This is a genomic window from Microcoleus sp. SVA1B4 (assembly GCF_036700545.1).
In the GTDB taxonomy this organism is placed as follows: Bacteria; Cyanobacteriota; Cyanobacteriia; order Cyanobacteriales; family Microcoleaceae; genus Microcoleus.
On the sequence record NZ_JAUBPB010000005.1, the window covers coordinates 35,147 to 59,628 of the forward strand.

Annotated in this window: 18 protein-coding genes; 5 read left to right on the forward strand and 13 right to left on the reverse strand. The window is 47.1% G+C overall.

Going from position 1 to position 24,482, the window contains the following annotated elements; genetic code table 11:
• From QT987_RS03970 to glyA, 7 genes are all read right to left on the reverse strand, one after another.
• The gene (locus QT987_RS03970) at positions 1 to 2,553 is read right to left on the reverse strand and encodes an HDIG domain-containing metalloprotein (protein ID WP_333237456.1); all 2,553 of its coding nucleotides are present in this window, start codon (positions 2,551 to 2,553) and stop codon (positions 1 to 3) included.
• Between the two features lie 229 nt (positions 2,554 to 2,782).
• Positions 2,783 to 3,931 carry an ADP-ribosylglycohydrolase family protein gene (locus QT987_RS03975; RefSeq protein WP_333237459.1) on the reverse strand — a complete coding sequence of 383 codons (1,149 nt, stop codon included), beginning with the start codon at positions 3,929 to 3,931 and terminating at the stop codon, positions 2,783 to 2,785.
• Between the two features lie 179 nt (positions 3,932 to 4,110).
• Entirely contained in the window at positions 4,111 to 4,551 is a 441-nt protein-coding gene (gene aroQ / locus QT987_RS03980; protein WP_333237461.1) for a type II 3-dehydroquinate dehydratase, read from the reverse strand.
• 112 nt (positions 4,552 to 4,663) lie between these two features.
• A complete protein-coding gene (locus QT987_RS03985; RefSeq protein ID WP_333237463.1) occupies positions 4,664 to 4,801 on the reverse strand; it encodes a hypothetical protein in 138 nt (45 codons plus the stop codon).
• A gap of 299 nt (positions 4,802 to 5,100) precedes the next feature.
• Positions 5,101 to 6,357, reverse strand: coding sequence for a competence/damage-inducible protein A (locus QT987_RS03990; RefSeq protein ID WP_333237465.1), 1,257 nt, complete (start codon positions 6,355 to 6,357; stop codon positions 5,101 to 5,103).
• Positions 6,358 to 6,557: 200 nt separating this feature from the next.
• Positions 6,558 to 7,613, reverse strand: coding sequence for an MraY family glycosyltransferase (locus tag QT987_RS03995; protein ID WP_333237467.1), 1,056 nt, complete (start codon positions 7,611 to 7,613; stop codon positions 6,558 to 6,560).
• 588 nt (positions 7,614 to 8,201) lie between these two features.
• Positions 8,202 to 9,485 (reverse strand): serine hydroxymethyltransferase, encoded by a 1,284-nt coding sequence (gene glyA, locus QT987_RS04000; RefSeq protein ID WP_333237470.1) that lies wholly within the window; start codon positions 9,483 to 9,485, stop codon positions 8,202 to 8,204.
• A gap of 168 nt (positions 9,486 to 9,653) precedes the next feature.
• Here glyA and QT987_RS04005 point away from each other — a divergent pair, with 168 nt between their 5' ends.
• Positions 9,654 to 9,851, forward strand: a complete 198-nt coding sequence (locus QT987_RS04005; RefSeq protein WP_190739976.1) for a hypothetical protein — start codon at positions 9,654 to 9,656, stop codon at positions 9,849 to 9,851.
• A gap of 142 nt (positions 9,852 to 9,993) precedes the next feature.
• Positions 9,994 to 10,467, forward strand: coding sequence for a Tic20 family protein (locus QT987_RS04010; protein ID WP_333109200.1), 474 nt, complete (start codon positions 9,994 to 9,996; stop codon positions 10,465 to 10,467).
• Between the two features lie 109 nt (positions 10,468 to 10,576).
• Here the strand turns inward: QT987_RS04010 and QT987_RS04015 are convergent, their stop codons facing one another.
• Positions 10,577 to 11,353: a fumarylacetoacetate hydrolase family protein gene (locus tag QT987_RS04015; protein WP_333237472.1), complete on the reverse strand. Its 777-nt coding sequence runs from the start codon at positions 11,351 to 11,353 to the stop codon at positions 10,577 to 10,579.
• Between the two features lie 808 nt (positions 11,354 to 12,161).
• Between QT987_RS04015 and QT987_RS04020 the strand changes: the two genes are divergently transcribed.
• A complete protein-coding gene (locus QT987_RS04020; RefSeq protein WP_333237474.1) occupies positions 12,162 to 18,701 on the forward strand; it encodes a hypothetical protein in 6,540 nt (2,179 codons plus the stop codon).
• A 180-nt stretch (positions 18,702 to 18,881) separates the two neighbouring features.
• On the opposite strand, the gene QT987_RS04025 is transcribed toward QT987_RS04020, so the two are convergent.
• Positions 18,882 to 19,463: a 5-formyltetrahydrofolate cyclo-ligase gene (locus QT987_RS04025; RefSeq protein ID WP_333237476.1), complete on the reverse strand. Its 582-nt coding sequence runs from the start codon at positions 19,461 to 19,463 to the stop codon at positions 18,882 to 18,884.
• A 215-nt stretch (positions 19,464 to 19,678) separates the two neighbouring features.
• Positions 19,679 to 21,073, reverse strand: a complete 1,395-nt coding sequence (locus QT987_RS04030; protein WP_333237478.1) for an NB-ARC domain-containing protein — start codon at positions 21,071 to 21,073, stop codon at positions 19,679 to 19,681.
• 466 nt (positions 21,074 to 21,539) lie between these two features.
• Here QT987_RS04030 and QT987_RS04035 point away from each other — a divergent pair, with 466 nt between their 5' ends.
• Together QT987_RS04035 and QT987_RS04040 are read left to right on the forward strand one after the other, a co-directional pair.
• Complete coding sequence (locus tag QT987_RS04035) at positions 21,540 to 22,151, forward strand: hypothetical protein (protein ID WP_333237480.1); 612 nt, start codon at positions 21,540 to 21,542, stop codon at positions 22,149 to 22,151.
• A gap of 134 nt (positions 22,152 to 22,285) precedes the next feature.
• Positions 22,286 to 22,603, forward strand: a complete 318-nt coding sequence (locus QT987_RS04040) for a hypothetical protein (protein ID WP_333054669.1) — start codon at positions 22,286 to 22,288, stop codon at positions 22,601 to 22,603.
• 62 nt (positions 22,604 to 22,665) lie between these two features.
• Here the strand turns inward: QT987_RS04040 and QT987_RS04045 are convergent, their stop codons facing one another.
• The 3 genes from QT987_RS04045 to QT987_RS04055 all read right to left on the reverse strand — a co-directional run bounded on the left by QT987_RS04045 (position 22,666) and on the right by QT987_RS04055 (position 23,949).
• Positions 22,666 to 22,923 (reverse strand): hypothetical protein, encoded by a 258-nt coding sequence (locus QT987_RS04045; RefSeq protein ID WP_333237482.1) that lies wholly within the window; start codon positions 22,921 to 22,923, stop codon positions 22,666 to 22,668.
• A complete protein-coding gene (locus tag QT987_RS04050; protein ID WP_333237485.1) occupies positions 22,883 to 23,245 on the reverse strand; it encodes a DUF6972 family protein in 363 nt (120 codons plus the stop codon). Before QT987_RS04050 ends, QT987_RS04045 begins: the two co-directional genes overlap by 41 nt.
• 92 nt (positions 23,246 to 23,337) lie before the next feature.
• On the reverse strand, positions 23,338 to 23,949 hold the full coding sequence (locus tag QT987_RS04055; protein ID WP_333237647.1) for a Uma2 family endonuclease: 612 nt from the start codon (positions 23,947 to 23,949) through the stop codon (positions 23,338 to 23,340).
• Positions 23,950 to 24,482: the final 533 nt, after the last annotated feature.

Consider the following 24,482-nt stretch of genomic DNA (forward strand, 5'->3'; position numbering starts at 1 on the left):
CTACCTGGGAGTAAAAACTGCACTAGGGTAAGCAATCCGCTTGTGATTGAACTGTTCCCAAACTCGCACAAAAATCTCCGCAATTAGAGACATATCCTCCCGCGTTAAATCCGAATCAATCAACTGATTATCCTGCCAGCGAGCCCTCAAAATCTTATTAACCATATTCAAAGCCTCTTCATGAGTAGCATCCTTGAGCGATCGCAAAGCAGCCTCGCAAGAATCCGCCAGCATCAAAATCCCGGTTTCCCGCGACTGCGGAATCGGCCCATCATAGCGAAAATCCTCCTCCCTCACTTGGCGACTTGCGATTGTTAACTTTGAATTATCCGCATCTGGCAACACCATCTTTAAATCTTCTATTTCTTTTGCAGCAATTTGCTGCGCTTGGTGGTAGAAGTAAGCAATTAACATTTTACCTTGGTGTTCGGGAATAAACGCCTGAATTGCCTTCGGCAATCGATGCTTCCGCGCCATCACCAAACCCTCAGTAACGTGCTTTTTAATAATCTCCGCGCTCGCCCAAGGGTCATTAATTTCATCGTGCTTGTTGGCCCCGCCCATTTGATTTTCACAAAATCCCAGCGGGTCGTGCATTTTTCCAATATCGTGGTATAATGTCCCAGCTCTGACCAGCTCAACATTGCAGCCAAGTTCCCGGGCCGCAGCCTCTGCCAAACTCGCCACAAACAGCGTGTGCTGAAAAGTCCCCGGAGCCTCGGCAGCCAACCTCTTCAACAGCGGGCGGTTGGGATTGGCAAGTTCCGCCAGCCGGATCGGCGTAATCAAGTCAAAAACGTGTTCCAAATAAGGGCTGATGCCGATCGCCACAACGCTCCAAGCCAAACCGGCCAAACTTTGCGCGCCCACCGTACCGAGTACGACGTACCAAATCGCACCGGCAGCCGCGCTGGCAATCAAAGTCCCCACCAGATAAACGCTGCCCTGAGCCAAGCCGACAGCTACGCCCAAAAGAGCCAATTCCTCGCGCGATCGCAGCCGCCCGGCCATAAAAGCGCCCAGCAATCCGCCCGCCCCGCTAGCCACCAAATGAATCAAGTCCACATTTAAGCCAATGGGCAGCAGCGCCGACAGCAGCCCCACCACAGTGACTCCCACCGCCGAACCGTAGAAGCCGCCCGCTAAAATCCCGATCGCGGGCAAACTCGTCCAAGGCAGCCCCAAACTCACCAGCACCGGCGCGCTCAAAGTCAGCAGCAGCAATAGCAAATGATCTCTGCGGCGCAAGCGGTAGTGCCTTTCCACCAGTAGTACGATCGCAATTGCCCCCGCGACTAAACAAACAAAACCCGTCAGCCCCAGCCAATTCACCCCCCGCCGGCTCAAACCAAAATAGTCCAGCAACACGAAATCTTGCTGCGATATCTCTTGTCCTTGTGCAACAATTATCTCGCCCTGATCTACTGCGATCATCACCGGTTTCACCTTTTGGGCCGCTAATTCAGCTAGCTGTTTGGTTTCCTCCCGATCTCTCACCAGATTTGGCTGCAAAATCGCTGTTAAACCCTCAACCGCCAAACCTTGGGACTCTAACGGCACTTCATCAGCCACTTGCAGGTTCACGGCTTCTTGTAAAATCTCTTTGGGCAACCCCTGCGGGATACCTTGAGCCACCATTCTTTTTGCCGCCCGACTCATACCGGTTTGGGTTTTCTGCCAAGCTGCTTCGGACAAATCAAACAGCGAAGTATCGTAAATCTGGGGCAGCCCCAAAACCGACGGTTCTCCCAGCGCCTCCACAGCATTGAGATAGCGCTGGCGAGCAGAGGAAATACTGTCTGTCAGGCTTTGAAAGTCTGCTGCCCGGACTGATCGGCTGTAAGCTTGCAGTTGAGCGATAGCATCTTGCTGAGACTTGTTATCTGTTGCCCCAGCAATTGCCGGGGAATCCAAACTCAATCGCTCGGAAGTTGCACTTTTGTCACCCGCTTGCGCCAAAATCCAGCGCCACTCCCACTCGGGACAGCCCCGCAAGTAAACCTGAACCGCAAGTGAGAGCGCCGAGGTACTCGCAAACGGAAACGGGCCTACCGCCTCCCGTAGCTCGCTTCCCTGCTGCAAAAATTGTTGCAATTCTTTATAAATTTGTCGATCGACCGCCGAATCCAGCATTAATATAGCTACAGCCCCTATCCGCGCTGCTTTCCGCTGTTCTTCAGTAGTTTTGTAATCCGGGACGCTAGCAGTGGCAGGAGCCTTAATCGTCTGAGGAGCTTTCGTCCCCACATCCAGTTTCGGCTGGTTGTAGAAGCGGTGGCCCAGAGTGCTGCTTAGGGAAACTACCGCTACCAGCGCCAACATAGGGGAACGAGCTTGATTTTTGAGGCTTGATTTGGAGGTTTTACTTGTAAATTTAGTAGTAAAAGTCTCGGGAAGAAGCCATTTCTGGCGCGACAAACGGCTCAGGAGAGGCCCGCCAGCGCGTGAGGTATCTGCTTTGCTGCCATTTTGCACTTTAGCAATGTGTTGGCGCAGTGAGCGCGCAGCCCCTAGCTGCTCAATCTGTCGCATCAATGAGGAGAGCGTATTCATTTGTGTCGAAGATATATCACTGTTATCCAGCAGCTTTGTCAGAATTTCTGACTATGCATCTTGATTGATTTTATCCGAACTACCCATATTCTCGTTGAAACCCGGTTTTTTGGGGCAGGCGCGTCCGATTTAATTTTTCACTTTTTAATCTTTAATTGGCGCTCTCCTTCCACTTTCGCTTTTGACTTGTTAATTGCTGGTTTCCCCTTACTGTTAAAAGCTTTAACCTTTATATTTTACGAGGTCTAATGACATAAGGTGCAGCCACCGATCGGGCTAGCACTGCAGAATCAAGTCCGGCATCGGGCCTGTAAACGCCTGCCCAAACTGCAAACAGGTTATTTGCTAACTCTACAATTTTTACATCGCTGCCAGTTCCCCAGAGCAAAGGTTCTCGGCCCTCGGCTAGCTGCTGCGAATTAACTTGAGCCGAAGATACCTGTCGCCATTCTACAGGAATCGCAGCAACGCCGTTATAAGCTCCAGACAAAGCTCCCGTCAAAGCGCAGGTTATTTGTCCGGCTATACCACAGCGGGCAGCGCGCACCACTGACAAGCGCAAGTCTTCTGGGGTGTTCAAAAAGCAGTAGAAAGCTAAGGCAATGGGAATGAAATTTCCTGGATTGACAATTGACTCGGTTGGTAATTTTTTTTCACCTTCGCCCTGTCTTTCTCGCAAAGCTGTGGCGCTTTTGCACAGATGAGTGGCGGCTGTTTCTAAATCGGCTCCCTTTTCTAATAGTGTTTGTACTTGCAGCAGCAGCTCTGTTAAGGCATTCTCTGTTTTCAGGTAGGCAAGTGTTTGCTCGATCGCTGTCGCGGGGTCAAGTCTTTCTTTGAGAGATCGGGCGATCGTATATGCTACTGCTAAAATTGCTGTTTCCCATTCTGGCTGGTTTTCGTTGTGCCAAACCTCTATCGCCAGCATGATTTTTTCTCGCAGTTTGGCTTTATTTTCGTGAAAAAACATCGCCGATGGCAGCGCAGCAACGGCAGCTTCACCAGGGTTAAGCAGGGTTTGAAACTCACTGTTGCGGGGATGGTAGATTTCCGACTTGGCAAATGCTTCCCAAGTATCGCGCCAATCTTTTAAATCTAAACCCCTACACCGAATTAAACTTTGAGCACACGCTACCGCAAGTGTCCCGGATGCGGATGAGTCTTTGCCACTTGGGATTTTACTGTTGACAGAATTCAACGCCAATGTTGCGCCACTTACGGTCAATTGTTGGTGTTTCGTCAGTTGTAAAATCGGCTGCAAGTCTTCTGTTTGGGGGGGAATACCGACGAGTTGCCTCTGGTATTGCAGGCCTAGAGAGTCTCCTAAAACTGCCCCCAGGATGGTTCCTTGAAACTTGCTCAACAGGGAATGCCGCATTTGAATTTAACTCAAGTTGTTAGTAATTGGTAATTTATAATTTATGATTTTTTATGGTATCCTGTTTTACCCAAGTCTTGTGGTTAATTTGAATTCAAGCCAAAATTCAACCCAAACATATAAGGGCTGGTTTTCCATCTAAAACCTGCCCTCATCCGATCGCTACCATCGGTAAATTTTTAATTTTTAATCAGGTAACTAACTAGAGCTTGCAGCCCCAGCCGATAACTTTCTGGGCCAAAACCGCTGATTTGTCCGATCGCCACCGCTGCGATAAAGGAGTGGTGCCGAAAATCTTCCCGCCGATAAATATTGCTCAGATGAACTTCTACCGCCGGGATATTCACCGCTGCGATCGCGTCTCTAATTGCCACACTCGTATGAGTATAAGCTCCAGCATTAATCAATAAGCCTTGGTGCTGCCCTAACATCGAGTGAATTGCATCCACCAATACCCCTTCATGATTCGACTGCTGAATTGAGACTTGCACCTGGAGGGCTTGCGCTTCTCGTTCTAGCAACTTGTTGATATCATTTAAAGTCGCAGAACCATAAACTCCAGGTTCTCGCTGACCCAATAGATTCAGATTAGGGCCGTGAAGTACCAGGATATTTAACAATTTTAAAATTTCCCGCGCAACAAAAATTATGAGAGTTTTGACATGGGATTTAGAACCAGTCTGCCACCTCAAACGTCAAACCTTAAACCTCAAACTTCTAATTCAGTCCCGACTACCTGCGATTCCTCGGTTGGTTTACAGGAATACGAATCGGTTCTAGTTCAGGTTCATGTTCGGGACTCAGCAGTCCTTCTATCAGCTTGCGAACCCATTCTTTAATTTGTTCCAGCACCTTTTCAATGTCTTCCATTGAACGGATAGCTCCTTTTTTTATAGTCTAGATTGCTAAACCGACGGCTAAATATCTGAAAATAAGCAAGCACGACTTTGAAACCAAAGGTCAAACTTGCTTTCTCGCTTGCTGGTTATTTTGAGCAATGGAGAGAGTCAGTATATTGGCCAATCAGTCCTCTCTTATTATCATAACTAATCTTTACAGATAATCAAGAGGCAAAAGGAAAATTGCCGAATTATATCGGAGTAGAGAGTGTTAAATAAAGCTTAAGCTTACGGTTTACTGTTGACAATTGACCAATCGTAGGATTTTTTCTACGCTTTTGCCAACAATAATGTACGCCGGAGCCGATCGAGCGCCGTACAGCTACTCAAATTCCGAATCCACTCGCGGCCTCTGGCATCGCCAAAACGGTATTCAAAGCTTTCTGCGGATCCGTGGGGGCCAGCTAAACCAACATAAACCAGTCCGACAGGTTTAGCATCTGTGCCACCTCCGGGCCCGGCAATGCCTGTAATACTCAATCCCCAATTTGTATTGAGACTGGCACGCACTCCCGCAGCCATTTGTTTTGCCACTTGGTGGCTGACTGCCCCAAATTCGGCTAAATCTTGCGGCTTAACACCTAATAATCCTTCCTTAACCCGATTGTCGTAAGAAATAATCCCGCCTAAAAAGTAGCTCGAACTGCCGGGAACACCCGTCAGCATCGCCCCCAATCCTCCTCCCGTGCAGGATTCAGCCACGCTAAGAGTTTGCCCCGCATCCAGCAACAATTGGCCCACAGTCGAAGCGAGGGTATCGCTATCAGCACCGTAACAGTCTAAGCCGGCAATTTGCCGCAATTGTTGTTCGATCGGCTCAATCAAGTTTTTCGCAGCCACTTTCTCGTTTGCGCGGGCCGAAATCCGCAGTTTGACTTCGCCGTGATTGGCGTAGGGAGCCACAGTAGGATTAGTTAAATTCAAAAAACTATCTACTTTTTCCGCCAATGCTGACTCAGCAATCCCCCAAAATTTTAATGTGCGGCTGTAAATAGTGGCGCTGCACCAGCCGTTATTTTGCAGGTAAGGAACGGCGGTTTCTTGCCACATCAAGTGCATTTCCGCCGGTACGCCGGGAAAAGTCATTACTGTCACGTCAGAAACCGGTTGCCAAATAATGCCCGGTGCAGAACCGCTGCGGTTCGGCAGAATATCCGCAGTTTCTGGAATTAAAGCTTGCTTGCGATTGCTGGGACTCATGGTGCGTCCCCGCTGGGCATATTTGTATTCGATATCGGCGATAATTTCCGGCTTTTCTATTAAGGGAACCCCAAAAAAATCGGCGATGGTTTCCACTGTCAGGTCGTCTGGTGTGGGGCCCAGACCGCCGGTGAAGAGCAAAAGCTGCGATCGACTGACGGCGATTTCTAACACTTGTTTGATACGTTCTGGATTGTCCCCCACCACTGTTTGATAGTAGTGAGGGATTCCCAGACTCGCTAATTCTTTGGCTAAAAACTGGGCATTGCTATTAAGAATATCGCCTAACAGCAATTCAGTGCCAACACAAATAATTTCAGCAACCATTATTCGATTTTAGATTTTAGATTTTGGATTTTGGATTGGGGAATTGGGCAAACAGGGCATTGGCAAAACAGGGAATTCGGCATTGGGCATTGGGCATTGGCCCGCGCAGGGCATTGGCCCGCGCAGGGCATTGGGAATTAGGCATTTGGCATTTGGCATTAGAAATTATTTTTCTTCCTTCTTCCTTCTTCCTTCTTCCTTCACCTAGCGTGTCTCCAAACTTTCCAGCTAGCATATCCCAGCAAACTTGTTGCACCCATAGCGTAAATTACGCCGCTCGGAAGCGAAAAAGCTAGGGCTAAACTTCCCACCCACAGTGTCAGTGAGTAAATAAATAAAACCGCAAATCGATGGGATAGTCCGGCTTGTAGAAGTCTGTGGTGGAGATGGCGCTTGTCAGCAATAAACGGTGACTTGCCGTTGCGAAGTCGATCGAGAATCACCGCCGACATATCTAAAATCGGTACAGCTAAAATTAAATAGGGCAGCAACACAGAAGTAACAGCCGTAGTTTTAACTAACCCAATTACTCCCACTCCAGCGAGAGTAAACCCGATAAAATAAGCCCCGCCATCTCCCATAAAGATTTGAGCCGGATTGAAGTTGTAGCGCAGAAACCCCAATGTCCCGCCAGCCAAAGCCGCTGCAATGAGGGCCGCCGCTGGTTGCTGCATCGCCAAACTGACAATCAGCATCACAACGGCTGCAATCCCTGAAACTCCGGCTGCTAAACCGTCCAAACCGTCAATCCAGTTGATGGCATTCGCCATGCCGACGAGCCAAATCACGGTAATTGGCAAGCTCAGCCAGCCAATATTAGTCAGTCCCAAGGAGGGAACTGTCAGAAACTCAATCTGTACGCCTGCCATCCAAACGATGCTGGATACGCCAATTTGCATGAGCAAGCGTTTTAATGCCGAGAGCGAAAATAGGTCGTCTGCTAAACCGATGAGGAAGAATCCGATGCCGCCGAGGGTGACTCCCCAAATTTCGTATTCGTCTTTGGGATTGAGAACTTGTCCGTTAGCATCGATGAAGCCTCCTGAGATCCAGACAAATAAGAGGGCAGTGATAGTGCCGAGAAAGATGGACACTCCTCCCAAGCGCACCATAGGGCGCTTGTGGACTTTTCGCTCGCCTGGCCGATCGACTCGCCCGCTTTTGAGACCAATTTTTTTGACTATTGGTGTACTCCAGAGGACGATGATCGCAGAAACCAGAAAAGCGAGTATGTGGTACAGATACTGGTACGGCATCTGAAATCAATTTTAAATAGTGCGGGGCAATTAGTCTGTCAGGCAGAGTCTACTACATTTCAGATGGCTTATAACAAGGAAACATCTTGAAGAGCGACTGGGGGTTTGGGAGTCGGAGATTTGCCGCAATGGCAGTTGCCCTGGGGCGAATTGTCAGGTTGTTCATTCATAACTCTCGAATTAACGATTTGAAATATCGACTTTTTCGCGAGCCAAAAAGTCGATATTTGGCGAGCGGGCCCAGTTGAGCGGTATCTTTCGCAACCTACAAATACCGTTATTCAAACCAGCCCCGCCCGACAAATATCTTTACTAAAAACCGCCTTGGCGATCGATATTTTTGGTGAAAACCGCTTGTCAATATCGCTACCGGCAACTCTCAATCTTTTCCTGCTCTTTATATCCGCCCCAAAGCGGTTACAAGCCCCCGATACAATCGATGGTCGATCCCAAAATTTAAGATGCTAGTTCAATCCCCCAGATTCAATGCGAGAAGAAATCTAAAATCTAAAATCTAAAATCTAAAATCGACTAACCCTTTTACCCGTACACTTCCAACTACCAATTTCCCATTGCCGATCAGGAAAATTAAGCTAATGCCGGCACTTTCAAGTACAAGTGGGGATATAACGGGAAGCGATCGCACAGTGCTGCTACTCGACGCAGGCAGTCTGCTGCGACGCTTTCATCATCTGGATTTAGCAGGCGATCGGCAATAATATTGCCAATCTCAGTAAATTCTGCTGTTCCCATTCCCCTGGTGGTCATCGCCGGCGAACCGAGTCTCAAACCGCTGGTGACAAAGGGCGATGCCGGATCGAAAGGCACGGTATTTTTATTAGCAGTAATATTCACACCGCTGACTAATTGGTCCGCTAGCTTGCCTGTCATATTTACCGATCGCAAATCAACTAGCATTAAGTGATTGTCCGTGCCACCGGAAACGAGTTTTAAACCCCGCTGCTGCAACTGTGTCGCTAAAGCGCGTGCATTTTCAATTACTTGACCGGAATAAGTTTTAAATTCAGGCTTTAATGCTTCGCCGAAAGCTACTGCTTTGCCCGCAATGACGTGTTCTAAGGGCCCACCTTGAGTGCCGGGGAAAACTGCTTTGTCAAACTTTTTACCTAATTCCGGGTCATTAGTCATAATCAAGCCACCACGGGGGCCGCGCAGGGTTTTGTGAGTGGTGGTGGTGACTGCGTGACAGTGGGGGAGGGGGTTGGGGTGATGCCCTGTGGCGACTAACCCGGCGATGTGGGCGATGTCTGCGAGCAGGTAGGCTCCGATTTCGTCGGCGATCGCTCTAAACTTCTCAAAGTCGATAATTCGCGAATATGCTGAATACCCACAAATTAGCAATTTCGGTCGGTTTTCTTTGGCCAGTGCCAAAATTTCGTCGTAGTCGAGCTGTTCTGTTTCTTGGCTGACGCCGTAGTGAAAAGCTTTGAACCATTTGCCGGATACGTTGACCGGCGAACCGTGGGTCAAGTGTCCGCCGTGGGACAAATCCATGCCCATTATTCCGTCTCCGGGTTCCAGCAAGCTCAAAAATACTGCAAAGTTGGCTTGAGCGCCGGAGTGGGGCTGGACGTTGGCGTGAGCGGCTCCAAATAGCTGTTTGGCGCGATCGATCGCGATTTGCTCGATGCCGTCAATAAATTCGCAGCCGCCGTAGTAACGTTTGGCTGGCAGTCCTTCGGCGTATTTATTGGTCAGCACTGAGCCTTGAGCTGCCATTACCGCTGCGGAGGTAAAGTTTTCGCTGGCGATGAGTTCTAGGTGGTCTCGCTGCCGCTGGAGCTCTTGCCCGATTAAATCGGCAATCAGCGGATCGGTTTTGGAAAGGAATTCTAAGTTAGTGTCCGTCACAATAATCAACCTCTTGACAGTTTTGGGATTGGGAATTGGGGATCTTATACCGTACTACGGATTTCGCACCATTGACATAAATATTACGTTGTGTTCAGGTTAAGCGGTTTGTCCCCAACTCCTGACATACAATGAAATTACTGGTGTGAAACCTGCCGGAGGTATCAAATGTTAGTCATTTTAATGGAAAATCAGATGCTTGCCCCTCAGTGTGTTTGCCAAAGTTGTTTGCTGGCAGATCGCACTGGCCAACCGCGCTGGAGCGGTGGAGAGCTTCGCTGTGGACATCCAGTTGCTAAACCTACGGAAAATTTGCCCGATCGGTACGAGTGTCAAATGGGCTTCACGATCGCTAATATTAAATAAAAAAGCCTGCCTCTGGTAGTTGGGGCTGCTCCCTGCTGAGTGAAAAGCAAGTTCCGGCAGAGTCGAAACACAAACCCTGCTGCTGCGTTATCCTGAGTTTAATGGAATTCATAGTTAACCGATCGACTCAGGAGAGTTCATTATGACTTGGCGCGGGTCTACAACTGTTACAGACCGGATTTTTGCTTCTTTGCCTTATTTGCTCCCGTTGGTTGACGGGCTTGCCTTTGGCAGGTTTCTGTTTACACAGTTTCCTGTCCTGCAACTGTTGTTGATACCGCTAGCTCCTTTGATGCAAATTTATAGTTTGCCCTTTGCTAGCTTGATTATCTTCTTTGCCCTGTATTTAGGAGTAGTTAGAAACGAAAACATCAGTCACTTCATTCGTTTTAATGCAATGCAGGCGATTCTTTTAGACATTGTTTTGATGCTGTGCGGTCTGGTTTTGCCGATTTTTTCTAACGGCCTCCAAGTCGCATTTATTGCGGAAACTCTGTATAACATGGTGTTTTTGGGCGCTTTTGCTGCATTTGTTTATGCAGTCGTGCAGTCGCTTTTGGGACGCTATGCAGAGATTCCTCCGCTTTCGGATGCTGTTTATATGCAGGTTCGTTAGTCAGGAAAGCAGTTGGTAGTTGGTAGTTGACTGTTGGGAGTTGGCAGTTGTTAGTTGGTTATTATTTGTTGGTTGTAATGCCCAATGCCCAATGCCCAATGCCCAATAACTAATAACCCATAACTACTGTATTTTCAAGACTGCCGATGCCTTCAATTTCGATGCGGACTCGATCGCCTATTTGTAGCGGCCCTACTCCTTGCGGCGTTCCTGTCAGTATCACATCACCGGGAATTAGGGTCATTATTTGACTGATGTAGGAGACGAGAAAGTCTGGCGAAAATACCATGCGATCGATCTGGGATGACTGTACCGGTCGCTCGCTCTCATTGACAAAAGTCTGCAATTGTGCAGCAGGACTCAGTTCGCGGACAATCCAAGGCCCCAAGGGACAAAAAGTATCGAACCCTTTGGCCCTCGCCCACTGGTTGTCCCGCTTTTGCAAATCTCTGGCTGTTACGTCGTTGGCGATGGTATAGCCCCAAATTTTGCTGTGTGCTTGTTCGGGAGTGCAGTTGGTACAATGTTCGCCAATCACCAGGGCCAATTCTCCCTCGTAGTCTACCCTTTCCGACTGCTGTGGATAACGAATCGCTGCACCTGCAGGGATGACTGCACTCGGAGGCTTGAAAAATAGCAGGGGTTCTTCCGGTACTGGGGTTCCCATCTCGGCGGCGTGATCGACATAATTTTTGCCTACGGCTACAATTTTTGAGGGAGAACACGGGGCGAGAATTTGGTAAGTATCGGGTGAAAGTTCCAAATCGGTTGGTTGTCCTTTTAACCAGGGCGGTGCATCAAATACTTGAACGCTGTGGCTTAGTTGCAGTAAACCGTAATGGATGTGTCCTTGTGTTGTTTTTACTCGAACGTAGCGCTGGGCCATAGTATTTTAGATTTTAGGTTTTAGATTCTAGATTAAAAGGATAGCGGAATAGGACTTGCAGTACGATGTTCTCTCAACAATCGTCAGGGTTACTACGGGCAAATCATGGTAATGAGTGCTCCTGTGCCCTATTTCCCCAAGATGCGACTTCTACGATATTATGTCATCGTTTCATAACAATTAAGTTTCTACGGGGAATTCAGTGCAAATACTGAATTGACCAATTACCCTCGATTGGCCTACGCAATATTTACGTGAGAAAAATCAAGTTTGTGTGAAGTAATAGCAAAGAACCTATTTTTTTGTGAGTAAATTAGCAATTATGGTTAGAGATTTATACAGGATTTTCCGAACACGTAATTAGGACGATCGCACCAATGAGAAAAATTAATTGCGATCGGGCGTTTACGTGCTTTCCCTAAACGTAGTTTTGGTGTAATCTTGCTAGTAAATAAAATACGCATCAGTATCAGTTCGGAAGAACAACAGAGATAGATCGAAACTACGAAATTTCTATTGGGGGGGTGCATGAAGATTGATATTAAAGATTTTAGAAAAGCGCGCACTTGGGAATTTTCCAGGGGCGTATTTTGATGTGACGGGCTTTCTGCAAAGTTTTGTAACAAATTCGGCAAAACTGCATAAAAATTAGGGGTTCACCCCGATAGGTTTTATAGAGGGTAATACTGGCGCGATCGCGTTCATTATTTCCTCATAGTATCGCTTGGGAAAAAAGGCGAGTAAGTTTTGCGTGTCTGCATTTACATTGTTCAGGGTTCACTAACATAATTGATTGGAGAAAAAATTTATGGCTACTACTCAAAATGCTCAATTTAACGTAGTTTATGATGAAATCATCAAACAATCTGGAAAAACAAATATTGTATTTGTTAACGGAATTTTTGTGGTAGAATCCGATTATACTACTAAAATAGTACCAGCAATACGAAAGACTTTTTTTGATCTCAATGAGAATGATATAAACAACTATTCAAAGGAGGGAGCTAATTATGGAGGAATTTTCAAAAATACTTCCAATTACCATAGTTCATTATGGTTTAATCCCAATTATAATGACTCCATTAAAGATGATCCAATGATCATTGCAACGGAATTGGCAAAAGTAATTTTAATTCCCGTTTTACATTACGCTGTAGGAAAGTATATAGCAAGCTTGACAGGACTTGATGGAGTTGTAAATATAGCTGAAAGGTGGGCAGACACTTATGATATAATTCAGAAAATTATATCTAGCGGGGGTAATTTATCAGCATTAGCAATTGATGATTATTTTCAAGCGAAAATCATAGATTTCATATTTGAGTTTACACCTGCGAATGTAGTAGATAATATTATCACTAGCTTAAGTGATGACAATGATTTAAAAGAAGCACTTAACCAATATTGGTATAAAGATACGTGGCCGAGTAAAGCAGTAAATACTAACTTAGTACCCCAGCTAAGAGAATGGCTAAAAGATGGTAATAATTCTGCAATTTTGATAGGTCATTCTCAGGGAAACTTTTTCTTGGAAGATGCTTTATCAGAACTTTATGGGACAAATGCCGATCCTAGAGTAAAAATTATTGCTATGGGTTCACCAACTTTGTATCAAGCCGTTGGTGGATTGGATAATTGGGGAGGTATAAATAGAAGTAACTATGAAAATGACCCAATAACTCAGTTACAGTTGTCAGCCAGTGAAATATCGAATCCTCTTGCCAAAATAGCTACTTTGTTGAAACCTCTTTGGAAGATGGCTCAGTTAGTAGCAAGTGGACAAGGGGTAATGGATTATCATGTAAATACTACTCCAGATGGTAATCCCAATCCCAAAGGATATATTGGTAATGATGAGCATAAAGAGGTAATGCAAAAATACTTTAAGGATTCTTTTTACCAAATTAATCCAACTGGTTATTACTTTCCTACTCAAAATAAATCAATGCGTCCCGGTACAGAAGATGATGACTGGATTGAAGGAAATGGTAATATTCAAGGTGGGGGTCGCAACGATGTCCTAAAAGGAGGAGATGACAACGACACTTTAATAGGCGATCAAGGTTATGATGTATTAGATGGTGAAGGGGGTCAAGATACGGCTGATTACTCCCGCAGTAAAGCCATCAAAGTTCAAGCAACACAAGTTGCAGGTCAAAATGTTTACAAGATTATAGACAGTTTTGTAGATATCAAAAATCAGCCAACAGTAGATACCGTTTTAAACGTTGAAATTATCAGTGGCTCACCCGGTAATGACACGATGGAAGGCGGTGACAATTTTCAAGACTTCTTCAAAGGTCAAGGTGGAAACGACTCTCTATATGGTAAAGGAGATAACGATACTTTAGAAGGAGGCGATGGCGAGGATCGCCTCGAAGGTGGTAGTGGTGAAGATTCACTCATTGGCAACGAAAAAAATGACAATCTTTACGGCGAAGCAGGTGAAGACTTACTAGATGGTGGTACTGGTAATGACTGGCTAGAAGGAGGCAGCGAAAATGATACTATCTACGGCAAAGAAGATGACGATAAATTGTATGGCAATGATGGCAATGATTCACTAGACGGTGGTAGTGGCAAAGATTGGCTTCAAGGTGACAGTGGAAATGACACTCTCTACGCCAAAGAAGATGACGACAATTTATATGGCAATGAAGGTGAAGACTTACTAGATGGTGGCGATGGCGAAGATCGACTTGAAGGCGGCGGCGAAAACGACACTCTCTATGGTCAACAGAAAAATGATGCTTTGTACGGTCAAGGCGGTGACGACTGGCTAGAAGGTGGCTCAGAAGACGATCGCCTCGAAGGAGGAGACGGTCAAGACTTCCTTAAAGGCGATCCAGGCAAAGACATTCTCTACGGTGACGCAGGAAACGACACTTTAGACGGCGGCCTTGATGAAGACATCCTCTATGGTGACATCGGAGCCGATCGCCTCTACGGTCAAGAAGCAAACGACTTATTATACGGTCAATCAGAAAACGACCTTCTCGATGGAGGTAGTGAAGCAGACATCCTCTACGGCGGTAAAGACAGCGACACCCTTCACGGCAGAGCCGGAAACGACTTCATCTACGGCAACAATGACAACGACTTCCTCTACGGCGGTGCTAACGAAGACTGGCTAGAAGGCGGTCTAGGTGCAGACTGGCTAGAAGGCAACACAGGCAACGACACCCTCTACGGTCAAGAAGGCAGTGACAGCCTTTTTGGTGGCGATAACCAAGACCTACTCGAAGGCAGCATCGGCAACGACTTCCTCTCAGGAAACGCAGGAAACGACACCCTCTACGGGCAAGCAGACAACGACACGCTATATGGTGGAGGCAACCAAGACCTACTCGAAGGCGATACAGGCAACGACCTGATGTACGGCGACACAGGCAGCGACACCCTCTACGGCAACGAAGATAACGACACCATCTACGGCGGCAGTGAAAACGACTCCCTATTTGGCTTTACAGGCAACGACCGACTATTCGGCGACGCTCAAAATGACTTCCTCATGGGAGAAGCAGGCGACGACTTTATTAATGGCGGTAGCGAAGATGATACCGTCAGCTACCACAACTCCCCCAGTGGCGTAACAGTCAACATTGACGAAAGCCAAGGTTACGACCACAACATGGCCCAACGCAAGCAAGGAGAAGTCAACTCAGCCAACCCAGAAAACTACTACACCGACCTAGAACCCAACTTTGGCATCCCTGCTGGACGCGCCTATGACGGATTTGGCAACACCGACACCCTCACCAACTTAGAAAACATCATCGGTTCCGACTATAACGACATCCTCGTTGGCAAAGACGGTCAAAACCACATCAAAGCCTTAACAGGCGACGACCTGCTAATTGGCAACGCCGGGAATGACACCCTCGACGGCGGAGATGACATCGACACCGCCAGCTACCGCCGCGACAAAAGCGGAGTCACCGTCAACCTAGAGACAGGCATAGGCATAGACGGTTGGGGTGGTACTGACAGAATCATCGACGTTGAATACGTCATTGGTTCCGATGCCAACCAAGGAGACGACATCACCGGCGACAGCAAAGCCAACATCATTACCGGTGGCAATGGTGACGATCAAATCAAGGGTCAAGGCGGTGAAGACAAACTCTATGGGGAACGAGGCAACGACAAAATCTGGGGCGGTCAAGGACAAGACCTTCTCTACGGCAACCAAGGCAAAGACACCATCTACGGCGATGACGACGCTGCTGGCCCCGGCGGAAACGACAGCATCTACGGTGGCGATGAAGACGACGACATCTACGCAGGAGGCGGAGATGACTTTGTTTCCGGCGACAACGGTTACGGCAACGACAACATCTACGGCAATGATGGTACAGACACGCTACACGGACGTGCTGGTAACGACTTCATCAGTGGCGGCGAAGGCAAAGACTTCATCTTTGGTGAAGGCGAAGACGACAAACTCTATGGCGATGGTGGCGAAGACTCCATCATCGGAGATACCGGGGACGACTTGCTTGATGGCGGTGATGACAACGACACCTTAGAAGCAGGAGAAGGCAACGATAAACTCTACGGTCAAGCTGGTAATGATACCCTCAGCGGTTTTACTGGCAACGACTTCCTAGATGGCGGTAGCGGTAACGACACTCTCAATGCAGGAGAAGGCAACGATGATCTCTACGGTCAAACCGGAGATGACTTACTTGATGCCGGTGCTGGCAACGACCAACTCTTCGGAGGCGATAATGCTGATACCCTTTTTGCTCAAGCAGGTGAAGACTTCCTTGATGGCGGTGCCGGCAATGACCAACTATCTGGAGGAGAGGGGAATGACAAACTTTACGGTCAAACCGGAGACGACTCTCTGGATGCAGGTAGCGGCAACGACCAACTCTTAGGCGGCGACGGCAACGACATACTCCAAGGTCAAGCAGGCAAAGACCTCCTAGACGGCGGTGCCAATAACGACACCCTCTACGGCAGCGATGACGATGATAAAGTATTCGGTCGCACCGGTGACGACTACCTAGACGGCGGCAACGGCAACGACCAATTAGAAGGCGAAGAAGGCAACGACATCATCTTCGGTCAAGCAGGCGAAGACCAACTCGACGGCGGCATCGGCAACGACACCCTTGCCGGCGGCGACGGCGAAGACCAACTCTTAGGTCAAGCAGGGGACGACTCAATGGACGGCGGGGCAGGCAACGACCAACTCAAAGGCGGCGACGGCAACGACGAACTCTTAGGCCAAGGAGGAGAAGACAAGCTAGACGGTGGCGATGGTAACGACATCCTCCGAGGAGGCGACGGCAACGATGAACTCTTAGGCAAAAACGGCGATGACTCCCTCTACGGCGGTGCCGGCAACGACATTTTCGATGGCGGTTTAGGTAATAACCTCCTAGCTGGGGAAGAAGGCGACGACCTCCTCATCGGCAACAATGGCCTCGACACCCTCTTAGGCGGTGACGGCAACGACACCCTCGACGGCAAAAACAATGACGACTCCCTCGATGGTGGTGCCGGCAACGACATACTCGACGGCCGTGAAGGCAACGACAGCTTAGAAGGCGGTAGCGGCGACGACTACATGGACGGCCGCGAAGGCAACGACTGGATGAAAGGCGGCGACGGCAAAGACACACTCTTAGGCCGTTCCGGCGACGACAACATGGACGGCGGCGGAGACGACGACATCCTCGAAGGCAGTTCCGGCAACGACACCCTCGACGGCGGTTTCGGTTTCGACCTGATTCAGGGAGGTGCAGGCAATGACACCCTCTTAGGTAACGAAGATGGTGACACCCTCTACGGAGACAGCGGCGATGATTCCATCCTCGGCGGCAACGGCAACGACGTAATCTACGGCGGCAACGGCAACGATAACCTTTATGGTGGCGGTGGTCAAGATATTTTCATGCTTTCGCCCGGTGAGGGAGTAGATATTATCTGGGATTACGTCATTGGCCAAGATAATCTAGGTGTTGTGAAGGGACTGAGAAATGACGAATTAGAGTTTACCAACGGCAGCGGCGAAAATGCCAAAGATACCTTAGTCTGGCGTGGCAAAGGCAAAAATAATGAACTTTTAGCCATCCTCAAAAACTTACAATTCGGCACACCAACACCTACGGAAACACCTGCACCCACGGAAACACCTGCACCATCGGTGACACCTGCACCCACGGAAACACCAACACCTACGGAAACACCCACACCCACGGAAACACCAACACCTACGGAAACACCCACACCCACGGAAACACCTGCGGTAACGCCTGCGGTAACACCTGCGGTAACACCAGCACCTGCGGTAACACCAGCACCTGCGGTAACACCTGCGGTAACACCAGCACCTGCGGTAACACCAGCACCTGCGGAAACACCAGCACCATCGGCAACGCCTGCGGTAACACCTGCGGTAACACCAGCACCATCGGTAACGCCTGCGGTAACACCTGCGGTAACACCTGCGGTAACACCAGCACCATCGGCAACGCCTGCGGTAACACCTGCGGTAACACCAGCACCATCGGTAACGCCAGCACCTGCGGTAACGCCTGCGGTAACACCAGCACCATCGGCAACGCCTGCGGTAACACCAGCACCATCGGCAACGCCTGCGGTAACACCAGCACCTGCGGTAACACCAGCACCTGCGGTAACACCAGCACCTGCGGTAACACCAGCACCTGCGGTAACGCCTGCACCATCGGCAACACCAGCACCTGCAGTAACGCCTACACTAGGGGAAACACCCACGCCATCGATAACGCCTACACCATCAGTAACGCCTGCACCTGCACCTTCCCCTGTCCCTGGTATCCTCCTACTAGGTAACTCAGGCTCTAGTTCCCTGATGGGAAATGCAGGCGATGACACCCTGATGGGCAATGCAGGCGATGACAGCATTCTCGGTGGTGCCGGCAACGACAGTCTCAACGCCGACACCGGCAATGATTACCTCGACGGTGAAGCCGGCAACGACACCCTCACCGGTCAAAATGGTACTGATTCCCTATTCGGTGGCTTTGGTGATGACTGGCTCGATGGTGGTGCTAACAAAGACACCCTCACAGGCGGAATGGGTGACGACACCCTCACGGGCGGAAACGGCCAAGACTTATTTGTTTTTGCTTCTGGAAACGGAGTTGATACCTTACTTGACTTCACTGCCACAGGCGGCAATAAAGATATTCTGGGCTTGACGGGCGGTTTGACATTTGCTCAGCTAACCATTGCCCCCGACTCCAATCCTGGCAATACCATCATCAAGGTAACTGCTACCAATGAAGTCTTAGCCGTTTTAACTGGCGTGCCAGCAGCTTCCCTCAACAGTTCCCATTTCCTCGCCATCTAGGCAACCGGAACCCATCGGCGAAATTATCAATGCGAATCGAGGTTTGAGTCCCAGTTCAAACCTCGGTTTCTTGATATGATTGAACTCTCTCAAACGGCTAGATTCAAATCTGGATAATAACGAGACAAATCAATAACTCTTATAGACTTAATTGCGGAAAATTAATTTGTCGATCGACCTTTAAGATGTTTGCTGTATTATTTCTAACCCGCTTTCTGTGCACATTCCGCGCAGCGGTTTGTCCCAGGAGTCAACTGGTAGTTGGGCGACCAAGGCAAATTCAAAGATAATGCCGATCGTAATTTTTGATTCCCACTCAGCTAAACTGAGCATTCGATCGTAATAGCCGCCGCCGTAGCCCAAGCGATAGCCGCGAACATCGCAGCCTACAGCGGGTACGAGGATTAAATCTACTTCTGAGTAATCTATTTTAGGAGCATCCGCCCGTGGTTCTAGTATCCCATAAGCTCCAGTATGTAAAGCATCTCCGGGCTGCCAGATGTGCCAGGATAGCTCTTTGCCGACACAGCGGGGAAATCCCCATTTGCGAGGAGTTACAAACAGGGGACTTAAATCTGGTTCTTGGCGACAACTGAAGTAGGCGAGGATGGTTTTTGCTTCGGTGAATAGGGGCGAGTTTTGGAGATGATTGCAGATGCTCGTGCTCTTTTGTCTCCATTCTGGTGCTGATAGGGATTTGCGGGTGTTGAGGAGCGATTTTCTTAATTCGGTTTTAGTTAATGAAGGTTGAGCAGTATTCATATTTGCGATCGAGTCTCTCGTTTGACTTCCAGTCCGACAGGGGTTGAAAACCCCTGTCTCACAGCGAAAGTCCTCTAAAAGAGGACTACAATTCATTGCATTTTCATCACACTCTGTAGTCGGTTTTAACCGACTTTAGCTTTGAGGCAGGGGTTTCAACCCCTGCCGGACTGCCGGACTGCCGGACTGTCGGACTGTCGGACTGTCGGACTGTATCAACAAACTGGATTTGAGAGCACATATTGTCTCACCACAGGACAAACGCTGAATAGCGTTTCATTCTCCTGTTCTTCTATTTCAACTAGCGATCGCCTCCCCAAAGATTGCAGCCCGTTGAATAACTCCGAGGGCGATAAATCGGCATCTTGTAGCAATTGCTCTATTGAAACTGAATTTGCTTCGCGGCTGAGGCGGCAGATGAGGTTTTTCTCTAATTCTGACAAACGATTTATCTGCGGGTGCAATGTTGCTGCCAATTCTTCACCTAAGAATATCCTATCATATTTTAAAAATTCTGCAACCCTACCTCGGAATATTTCTTGAATGGTGGTGGCGACTATTTTTAACCACAATGGATTGCCTCGGTAGGTGTTAATTAGGTTTTCCCATGTTTCGGAATTGAGTAAACTTTTTTGCCGGAAAATTTCGGCTGCTGCTGCACCTATGCCTGTGAGTTGTAAGCTGCGAACTGGTGAATTTTCACCTTTTAAGGCGGTAATTTCTCTGGGTGGTTCCCAACTGTTGAGGATTAAACAACTGTTGTGGGTTGTTTCTCCGATTTGTCTGAAGAGGATGCTGTAATTTTCGCATTCGGGGCGGTAATTTCCTGATAATTGTCCGCTGCTGAGAATGGTTTGCACGTCGTCGAGGATAATGAGACAGCGGTTTTTTCGCAGAAATTCCATTAATAGGGAAAGTCGATCGGGAATGCTGGTAGGGAGTTCGATTTCGGGTTTATTTAAGAGAAATTCTAGAAGATTTTTTAGGGTACTTTCTAACGGTGGGGAGTGGCGGAGACTTCGCCAGATGACGCATTCAAAGTTATGCTGAATTTTTTGGATGAGGTGGAGGGAAAGTGCGGTTTTGCCGATGCCGCTGAGTCCTGATATTGCTGCGAGGGTGCACTTTTCTTGGACGATCCATTTTTCGAGGGTGGCGAGTTCGGATGTGCGCTCGCACAATAATGAAATATGAGGTGCGTCTGCTAAGTCTAGTCGGGTTGGGGGTTGGGAGGTGTCTGAGGTGGGGGTTGAGGGCGATCGCTTTTGTGGATATTCTGAAAATTGACTATCCTTACAGACATTGACATTACCAATAAAAAAATCGTTTCCCGAATTTGATGAAATGATGAATAATTGTCGTCTCTCAAGTGTCGATCGTAAATTCGAGGGAGTAACTTCTTCACCTAATACATTTGATAAACGCTTCCATAATTTTGAAGCTACATTCCTGACGTGACCTTCGCTACAATGCGATACTTCTGCGATTTGAGAGTATTTTTGACCTTCCCATACACCACCCAGGATAGCTTCTTGCAGATCCTCCAAATGTTCTCCCGTCTTAGCGAAAACCAGGTCATCGGCAAATCTCAAGACTTCTTTAACGTCCATCGGTGACTTAAGTTTAGGGGTTTGGCTTATTATACCTGCTATTTTATGACATTTTATGACATGGATGGCAACATTTGATTTTTTTTGACAGTGATCGTCAGGTAAAACAACTTACATTTTCTGACGTTGTATGACTGGACATCACTATAAATATAATGATATTATCCAAAGATAAGCGATATTTTTCCGCTAATGAACTATAGCACAACATTGGAGTATTAAGCTCATGGCTGACCAACCAAAAAGAGAACCTAAGCTAAAATGTCCCCTGTCGCAAGAACAAAAGGAGACAGTCAAAGAGGTTGCTGATGTCATTGATAAGCATAGAAAAATTGTGAGAAAGATTACTGGTAAAAGTTAATATATTAACTGGCTTTCCATAATATAGCTGTAAGAGTCAAAAATATATTTTATTGCTTTTTTGCAACAAAATATAACAAAAAAATACTTCCCTCACTAATTAATCATGAACGAAAAAGAAAATCCAAATGAAGTGGCTAGTGAAGTCGCAAGCAAAGTTAAATCCACTCTTAATGACGCTATCCAAGGATTAAAAATTTTTCTAATTAATCCTGTTGGCGGTCTTCCAGTTTTTTTTGAAGGGTTAGGCAAGGAACGTGCTTTAGGAGTTGGAATTGCTTTTGGAATAGCATATGTAGTTTGCTTTGTATTCGCGTGCCAAAAATTTTTAACACAATTTTCGAGCAATAGCTCATTATTTAATTTGATACTTGCCAGCGCTGCTAATTTTTTGAGTATAGCAGGGGCTAGTTTTTTGACGCGCAAACTATTTCGGGGATATGGTAGCTTTCAAGGGGATATATTCATTGCTGGTGTCGCTTTAGTTCCTGCGTCATTATTGCTATTAATCAGTAGTCTTTTAGGAATAACGAATGTGGAAATTATTTTTATAGTTATGGTTGTGGCTATAACCTACACAATTTTAATGATTTACACTGGCTGCCACAAGATTTCTGGAATTCCAGAAAATGCTGCTGCTTTTGCAGTTTCAGTCATGTTACTTTTGAGTGGCTGGTTATTTAAAATCTTGATTTTATCTAACATATTGAAAAGCTGAATAATGTAGGAACCAAGATGAGAAATGATTTGAGCTGGTTTGAAATAATCAGACTATTTTTTGAACTGCTTTTTCAGCTAGTTGACTAACAGTATTGATTTATCGTAAGTATTTGACCCTAAAAGGAAAGAAAGATGGATGCACTGGTAGCAGCAATCACACAAATTTTAGATTATATTCACACTCAAGGCCCAGACGCGATCGCGCAGCTAACGGCACTACTCGAAGCTCTCCAGGTGGGAGCTGTTTATGTTGCCGCTCTGTTTGGCTTGGTTGCTAACGTACCGGCGGTGATTGAAATTCTTAGCCAGTTGATAGCTTTAATCAGTTCAGGTGCCGGTGTTCCTGAAATAGCGGCGGCGATCGGATCGTTGGCGGGCCCACTCGGAGTGTCTATTGAGTATGTCATCCATATCTTACAAATTATCGGCGCTTTTTTGCTGGCATTTTAAATATATCAAAAGCGATCGCCCTTCCTGAACCGAGGTGCGATCGCCCTCATAATATCACAGTCTCAAACTATTTCCGAGGATAAAAGCCTACCATCAACTCGCTCATATTCATCTTCCACGAGCCACGAGTGAGCCTCATCGTAACTTGAACTTAAAAACAGCGGTTTATAATTCGCCGATGGCTCGTAAATACAACACTTACTATTTTTGCCACCCACTAACATCAGAATTCGAGGCGGGAAAACAATCGGATCTACCCACAACTCGATAAATTCCCAATCATTGATTTGTTCGACGAGGTTTTGTGCGGGGGATAACATGGTAATTATCGGTTCCTTTGATGATTTTAATTTCTGCGTAATACAGCGGAATGCGACTGCCGTCGGCTCTGATTTGATAACCTATAGGATAATCAAAGTATAACCCGTAGCGATCGTAGTCATCGGTTTCATCCTCAATCCCTGTAAGCTCTCCTCTATCTATAATAGCTTGTATCACTAAATCCATTGTGGCTCTGTCATTAAACACATGAGCTTTTCCTTCTTTTCTCAGCAGTCTTTGTACCTGTGGCGTTTCGGGAAGATGCTTGTCAAATAAACTGGTTCTTGGGTCTGGTGTTAGTTCGCGGTTAATGCCACTCATTAACTAATCATATAAGATACTTGCAATTCAGTTTACCATCACCTTACATCAAGCTCGCCCTTCCTTAACTGAGGTGCGATCGCACTTTCCATTTATCCCCTAGATCGCACTTCGTCAATATCTGCTTCTGAATCTTCCTTCGTAAAAATTACATCCTCATAAATAGCATCAATACCTGTGCGAAAATCTACGCTAGCCAAGTGAATCTCGCTTCCTTGAGTATAGGAATACAAAACCCACAACCCTTCAGCATTGCGACGAAAACACTCTACCCGCTCACGTTTTTGACTAATTAACACATACTCTTGAAGGGTTTCTAATTCTTGATAGTCAGCAAACTTATCACCCCGATCGAATCCTTCCGTACCATTAGACAACACCTCGACAATTAAACAAGGATATCTCTTAAAAGATTGAGATGATTTGTCCCGTTCGTCGCACGTTACCATCACGTCGGGATAGTAGTAAATATTCTTAGATTCAATCCTAGCTTTCATGTCCGACATATAGACACGACAGCCACTACCCCGAACATGATTTCTCAACAAGGTAACTAAGTTGACACTAACAGTTACATGAGCGTCATTTGCACCTGCCATTGCATAGACTTCGCCCTGAATATACTCATGTTTGAGCGGACTGAGTTCTTCTAACTTCAGATACTCTTCGGGCGAGATATAATTGTGGGTGCGATCGGCAATCATTGGCTTTCCCAAATTTCAGTTTTCGATGATTTCAGTCGAGGTATTTGTATTATAGCAGTTTTCACTCCGATGAAATACAGGACACCGCAGTAGGGACACGGCACTGCTGCCGACTATTGTCAGTGAATTATCACCCAAATTTGTATAATTTCTTAGTGCCAGAAGGCGGACTGGTTTGTGTAGGATAGGTGGCAATCGCCGACTCTTATAAATGAGGTTTCTCACCCGCATTTAGTATTATATCATGTACGATCGAGCGATTAAAAGGGCGGGTTTTTGAGATTGTCAATTATTGGCAGATATTTTTCGTGAACCCGCCCCTACCGTATTAGGGGTAATCGGTTAGAGAGTCGATGGCAGGGTGTCCCCTACCATCTCTCCTACAAAACCGTGCTTGCGACTTTCACCGCACACGGCTCCTGAGTGATGTAATCCTGGTTATGGATACAGTATGCTCGCATAATGATCTGATTTCTACCGCTTGATAGTTTTCCTTTTACCCCTACATCCCACCATCAGATTTTTCTGTGGCA